This is a genomic window from Vibrio sp. V42_P2S4T144 (genome assembly GCF_009904715.1).
In the GTDB taxonomy this organism is placed as follows: Bacteria; Pseudomonadota; Gammaproteobacteria; order Enterobacterales; family Vibrionaceae; genus Vibrio; species Vibrio alginolyticus.
This window is the reverse complement of sequence record NZ_WXWS01000585.1, coordinates 1-6,152: the sequence shown is the minus strand read 5'-3', so window position 1 is coordinate 6,152 and position 6,152 is coordinate 1. Positions and strand designations below refer to the sequence as shown.

The window sequence follows — 6,152 nt, the reverse complement described above, 5'->3', positions numbered from 1 at the left end:
GTATAATACGCTTGCACTTCGTTCCGATATATCTAATTATTTAAAACAAACGTTCAGAATTACTTAACGGTGGGGTATCTCAAGTCACATTTCTCTTAAACAACTGAAAGTGTTTACGACGATCACGCAGCACAAAACGCTCACAGCGGCTTCTGATAGTCTCTTTTTATCGAAAGCCGCAGTGAGCATGGCACTCTCAGAATTAGAAAAGCAGATCGGCCATCACTTATTTGATCGTGTTAATAACCGACTGATTTTGAACCAAGAAGGTCAAAAACTACTGCCACTGGCGGATGAATTACTCAACCGAGCCAAGGACATCGAGAGCATTTTCGATGGTGACCAAGCGCTATCGGGCCAACTTCGCATTGGTGCCAGCGACACCATTGGCAACCAAGTCGCGCCCTATTTGCTTAGCGAATTTCGTCAGCAAACGAACCATCGTTCTCAAAGTCTGTTCATTTCTAACTCCGCACAAATCTGCGACATGCTGACCGATTACGAGTTAGACATAGCCCTCATTGAAGGCAAAACACTTCACCCTGAATTGCAGTCTACCCAGTTTAGCGAAGATGAAATGTGCGTGATTTGCGCGCCCAATTCCCCAGCCGCGCACGAAGGGCCAGTAAACTTAACCGAGCTAGAAAACAGTGAATGGATATTGCGAGAGGCAGGATCTGGTTCACGCGAATTTTTTATGCGCGTTGTCGCGCCGCGCTTGGAACATTGGCATGAAGCTTTTCAGCTCAATACCACCGAAGCGTTGATCAACTCAGTATCGGCAGGGTTAGGCTTGGGCTGTTTGTCACGTTTGTCTGCAGAACCTGCTATTCGTGACGGCCGCGTAAAACTGCTCGACATGCCTTTAGATATGAAACGTCGCTTCTGGTTACTGGTTCATAAAGAGAAATATCAAAGCCCATTGCTCAGAACGTTTATCGAATTTTGCCAAGATTGGGAGCGACCAACAAACCTTCCTTTGGCGGACAAATCCGCAAAGTGAAACCAAGATAGTTTAAATGCTAGTCAGTTAGTTGTACGTGTCTCTCATTCTGAGGCTTGTCGCTAGACTTGATTGGTCAAAAACTGTATAAAAAGCCAGTATCAATACACCAAATTAGGGGACCAACCATGGCTGTAATCGTCAAGTACGTGGTAGAACGCAATGGAGAAGAGAAAATGACTTTTACCTCTAAAGCGGAAGCTGACGCATACGACAAAATGCTGGATATGGCAGACGAGTTATTCTCACTGCTGGGTAAAAGTGAACTTCTAGAAGACGAAGGTAAGCAAGAAGATCTTGCAATGTTCCTTGCGCAAAACAAAGAAGAAGTGCTTTACGCTCTTGGTGCAAAACGTAAACCTGCACCAAAAAAAGCAAAGAAGCTTGAAGCTGTTGAAGAAGATAGCGAGCAAGAAGACGCTGCATAAGCCTCTCATTTGTTTAGAAAAAACGTCGCATTATGCGGCGTTTTTTTATTCCTTCCGTTTATCTCCATATATCTCTGAGAATATAAAGAACCGATTTAATATCCCAAATTGCTCTAAATTTCATGTTGCAGATTAGTGTGACTTAGATCTAGTCTAAATGGGTTCGGTGATGGGGTACCACCGGAATCGAAAGATTCGAACCGCTGTTAAAGCTAATGACTCCTACAGAAACGAAAACAGGTCAGCCCTGTTGGAAGTGCTTTCGCTTATGTTGTGAAAGCGAGAGTTCTGTAGTGAGCAATTCAACTCTTCTCCAACCCCGCTCCTGTTTTCTCAAAAATTAAAAAGATATCCAAAATAGTTGTTAACTCAACAAGGCAACAAACGCATGAACCTCCTGAACATAGTTTTCTATTTGATGGAGCGAATAAGAGCAGTCAACGCCGTTGAGTCTGACAAATAGGCTGGATATCGTACACTGGGAAAACACTATGCAATACTCACACGAAATCCAATCAATGTGCCCGATTCAACGCGGCGATCTTCATGCATCTGCACCGATCCCTGTCGAAGGCGCAATGATCAATCCAAAAGACGTTATCGCGATTTCTGGTCTTAGCCACGGCGTTGGTGCTTGTGCTCCTCAACAAGGTGCAGCAAAACTGACTCTCAACGTTAAAAACGGCATCATCGAAGAAGCTTTGATCGAGACGATCGGCTGTTCTGGCATGACTCAATCCGCAGCGATGGCCGCAGAAATCCTAACAGGCAAAACTATTCTTGAAGCACTGAATACCGATTTGGTATGTGATGCTATCAACGTCGCGATGCGCGAAATCTTCCTTCAATTTGTTTACGGTCGCACTCAATCTGCTTTCTCTGAAGGCGGCTTGGAAATTGGTGCGGCACTGGAAGACCTTGGTCAAACTCAACGCAGCCAAGTGGGTACTAGCTACTCAACTAAAGCAAAAGGCGTGCGTTACATGGAGCTGGCTGAAGGCTACGTAACAAAACTCGCGCTAGACGAAAACAAAGAAGTGATTGGTTACCAATATCTCAACCTAGGCAAGATGATGAAAGCCATCAACGAAGGCGTATCTGCAGCAGAAGCAGCAGAAAAAGCAACGGGCACTTACGGTCGTTTTGACGAAGCCGTAACGACCATTAACCCACGCCAACAATAATTGCCACCAAGAGGAAAGAGATTATGAACACTCCAATTACTGAATCTGTACGTCGCACATTAGACGAAATGCAACTTTCTTCTCTGGAAGCGGCTTACCAATGCTGTATGGATCGTGGTATCGACCCTAAAGCACTAGTGATGGACACTCAACCTATCGCGTTTGAAAGCGCGGCAGATGCCTACAAACTGGGCACCGCTTTGGCGATTTTCCGCGGAGCAAAAACAGCAGAAGAAGCAGCAAACATCATCGGTGAAGGTCTTCAGGCGTGCACTAAACCCGGCAGCGTGGCAGAGCAACGCCAAGTGGGTATCGGTCACGGTGCATTGGCGGCTCGTCTATTGAATGAAGAAAGCGGCTGTTTCGCTTTCCTTGCCGGTCACGAGTCATTCGCAGCGGCAGAAGGCGCAATCAAAATCGCACTAAACGTGAACAAATCACGCAAAAATCCGTTGAAAGTGATCCTGAATGGTTTAGGTAAAGACGCCGCTTACCTCATCTCACGCATCAATGGTTTCACTTACGTACGCACTCAATACAACTACCAAACTGGTGAGTTAGTGGAAGTAGAACGTCGCCGTTTCTCCCAAGGTCCACGTGGTGAGATCCTTTGCTACGGTGCAGACGATGTACGTGAAGGCGTGGCTATTATGCATAAAGAACAAGTGGATGTGAGCATCACTGGTAACTCGACTAACCCGACTCGCTTCCAGCACCCAGTTGCCGGTATCTACAAAGCAGAGCGTAACCGTGAAGGCATGCCTTACTTCTCTGTGGCATCAGGCGGTGGTACTGGTCGTACTCTACACCCAGATAACGTGGCGGCAGGCCCTGCCTCTTACGGCATGACAGACACTATGGGTCGCATGCACGCCGATGCACAATTCGCGGGTAGCTCTTCAGTACCTGCACACGTAGCGATGATGGGCTTCATCGGTATGGGCAATAATCCAATGGTAGGTGCAACGGTTGCACTTGCAGTAGCCGTCGGTGAACTTAGCCTCTAAGTCGATTTGTCGCTTTACTATCCAAAGCCAGTAAATCCAACAAACCCAGTGTAGGGGGAGTGACTTCGGTCCTCCCCTTATTTTTTGCGATGCCCCCTTCTACAACTTCACTGTGTCTCTGCCCAAAATCGGTCTGGTAAGGCTTTTGCGACACATTTCTCATCAGACAAACATATCTCTAAAAAGACAAAAGGTATCCATCTACGGACTTTCTCCATTTCCCCTCTTTAAACTCCCCAACACTCTCTTTATGATGACTGACAACTTAATTATTTCTTGTCAGTGAACAGACGAGACACAAGACTCAACACATGGAGATCAACTATGGCTTTCTTCTCTCTAGCCTTTGGTACGGCAACTAAAAACCGCGACGGCAAAATCATCGAAGCGTTTTTCCCAAACCCAGTTCTTAACCCAAGCGAAGCGCTTGTTAACGCACTAGCAGCAGTAGCAGGTTACGAGCAAGGCAACCAAGCTATCGAGATCTCTGCAGCACAAAGCGCAGAACTGGCAGCAGCATTTGAAGCAAACGGCGATGCGGCAAACGCATCTTTCGCAGCAAAAGCAGCAGAATCAGCACAACCACTTGTACTGGTTGTCCTTGCAACTGACGAGCAGCCACAAAGCGTTGCTGAAGGCTTCCTAAAACTTCAACTTATCTCTAACCGCCTAGTTCAACCGCACGGCACGGTACTAGACGGCATCTTCGGTCTACTACACAACATCGCATGGACTAACGAAGGTCCAATCGATCTACCTGAACTAGCAGAGCGTCAAATCGAAGCTCGCCTAGCGGGTCGTGCACTAAGCGTAGATTGCGTAGACAAGTTCCCTAAAATGGTGGACTACGTGGTACCAACTGGCGTTCGTATCGCTGACACTTCTCGCGTACGTCTTGGCGCACACGTTGGCGAAGGCACAACGGTAATGCACGAAGGCTTCATCAACTTCAACGCAGGTACAACTGGCGTGAGCATGGTTGAAGGTCGTATCTCTGCTGGCGTAGTGGTTGGTAACGGCTCTGACATCGGCGGCGGCGCATCTATCATGGGTACGCTATCTGGCGGCGGTAAAGTTGTGGTTTCTATCGGTGAAAACTCGCTACTAGGCGCGAACGCAGGTCTTGGTTTCCCAATGGGTGACCGTTGTACTATCGAATCAGGTCTATACGTAACTGCTGGTTCTAAAGTACGCATGCTAGATTCTGCTGGCCAAGAAGTAGAAGTAGTGAAAGCACGCGATCTTGCAGGTGTTTCTGACCTACTGTTCCGTCGTAACTCTGTAACAGGTCAAATCGAGTGTCTTGCTAACAAGAGCGCGGTTGAACTGAACAGCGAACTGCATAAAAACAACTAATTCATTCGTGAATTAGCCCTACGAAAAATCCCCCAGCAGGAAACTGTTGGGGGATTTTTTAGCTTACAGCAAAATGCGTGATTACTGATTTAAAAAGCTGACCGCTTTATCTGGGAAATCAGTAAACAAACCATCCACTTTTACTTGGTTGTAGTACACATCCATCATGCCTTCAAAGCTGTCAGTGTACGCTGGAATGCGTCCTGGATCGGCGCGGAACGTGTATGGATGCACTTGCAAGCCAGCGTCTTTTGCAGCCTTCATCAACGGCTTGATGATGATATTGTCTTTGGTTGACTTATCATCCACCAGCATCGGCTTCCAAGGTCCAATTCCTTCCGCGTAACTCGCTACTTTCTTCATTCCGTCGGCTTCGAACATCCAGTCATAACTGTATGGTGTTGCCTTGTCGCCTTTGTACACCATAGTTTCGTTCCAGTCCGTGTAAGCCATAAGCTGAACGAGCTTTAAGTCCATGTCCATTGCAGGCATGAGTTCACTGTTGATGCGTTGAAGTTCATTCGCATCAAAACACTGAAGGTAGACTTTGTCGTCTTGAGAGCCGTAACCGTACTGCTTCAAGACTTTAAGTACTGCTTTAGAAATGTCCTTACCTTCATGACGATGGAACCAAGGCGCTTTAATTTCTGGGTAAATACCGATGTCATAACCCAGCGTTTTGTTTAAGCCTTGGATCAGCTCAATCTCTTCAGCAAACGTCGGCACGGTGAAATCAGATTTCCACATAGGGAATCGGGTTGGATAGCCCGCTACTTTGTTGCCTTTGTCATCGATATTAAAGCCTTCAGTTACTCGCAAGGATTTGATTTCCGCCAGAGTGAAATCAATCGCATAATAACGACCATCTTTACGTGCACGATCAGGAAAACGCTCCGCAACATCCGTTACGCGATCGAGATAATGGTCATGCAACACGACCAACTGGTCATCTTTCGTCATTACCACATCTTGCTCTATGTAGTCAGGTTTCATTGCGTAAGCAAGTGCTTTGGCTTCTAGCGTGTGCTCAGGCAAGTAGCCCGATGCGCCACGGTGCGCAATGACAAGCGGCTTCGCAATCGCACCAGCAGAGAGGCTAAGTGCTAAAAAAGTAAGACATACTGACTTTGTTTTCATTGTTATTTCCTTGATAAAGCGAAGAGGCAGTATTCCA

General features: G+C 46.8%; 6 protein-coding genes and 1 riboswitch. Of the genes, 5 read left to right on the top strand and 1 reads right to left on the bottom strand.

The window, feature by feature from the left end; all coding sequences use genetic code 11:
• Positions 1-76 precede the first annotated feature (76 nt).
• The 5 genes from CAG68_RS19300 (at position 77) to dapD (ending at position 4,978) form a co-directional block, all read left to right on the top strand.
• Positions 77-1,003, top strand: coding sequence for a LysR substrate-binding domain-containing protein (locus tag CAG68_RS19300; RefSeq protein WP_161441530.1), 927 nt, complete (start codon positions 77-79; stop codon positions 1,001-1,003).
• 128 nt (positions 1,004-1,131) lie between these two features.
• A complete protein-coding gene (locus CAG68_RS19295) occupies positions 1,132-1,431 on the top strand; it encodes a YebG family protein (protein ID WP_005380208.1) in 300 nt (99 codons plus the stop codon).
• A 156-nt stretch (positions 1,432-1,587) separates the two neighbouring features.
• Positions 1,588-1,663: riboswitch (Fluoride riboswitch) on the top strand.
• 259 nt (positions 1,664-1,922) lie between these two features.
• A complete protein-coding gene (locus tag CAG68_RS19290) occupies positions 1,923-2,615 on the top strand; it encodes an iron-sulfur cluster assembly scaffold protein (protein WP_005450903.1) in 693 nt (230 codons plus the stop codon).
• 23 nt (positions 2,616-2,638) lie between these two features.
• Complete coding sequence (locus CAG68_RS19285) at positions 2,639-3,622, top strand: GGGtGRT protein (RefSeq protein ID WP_161441529.1); 984 nt, start codon at positions 2,639-2,641, stop codon at positions 3,620-3,622.
• Between the two features lie 324 nt (positions 3,623-3,946).
• Positions 3,947-4,978 carry a 2,3,4,5-tetrahydropyridine-2,6-dicarboxylate N-succinyltransferase gene (gene dapD / locus CAG68_RS19280; protein ID WP_086047014.1) on the top strand — a complete coding sequence of 344 codons (1,032 nt, stop codon included), beginning with the start codon at positions 3,947-3,949 and terminating at the stop codon, positions 4,976-4,978.
• A gap of 81 nt (positions 4,979-5,059) precedes the next feature.
• Here dapD and glpQ read toward each other — a convergent pair whose 3' ends face one another.
• Positions 5,060-6,115 carry a glycerophosphodiester phosphodiesterase gene (gene glpQ, locus CAG68_RS19275; RefSeq protein ID WP_025768218.1) on the bottom strand — a complete coding sequence of 352 codons (1,056 nt, stop codon included), beginning with the start codon at positions 6,113-6,115 and terminating at the stop codon, positions 5,060-5,062.
• Between the last annotated feature and the right edge of the window lie 37 nt (positions 6,116-6,152).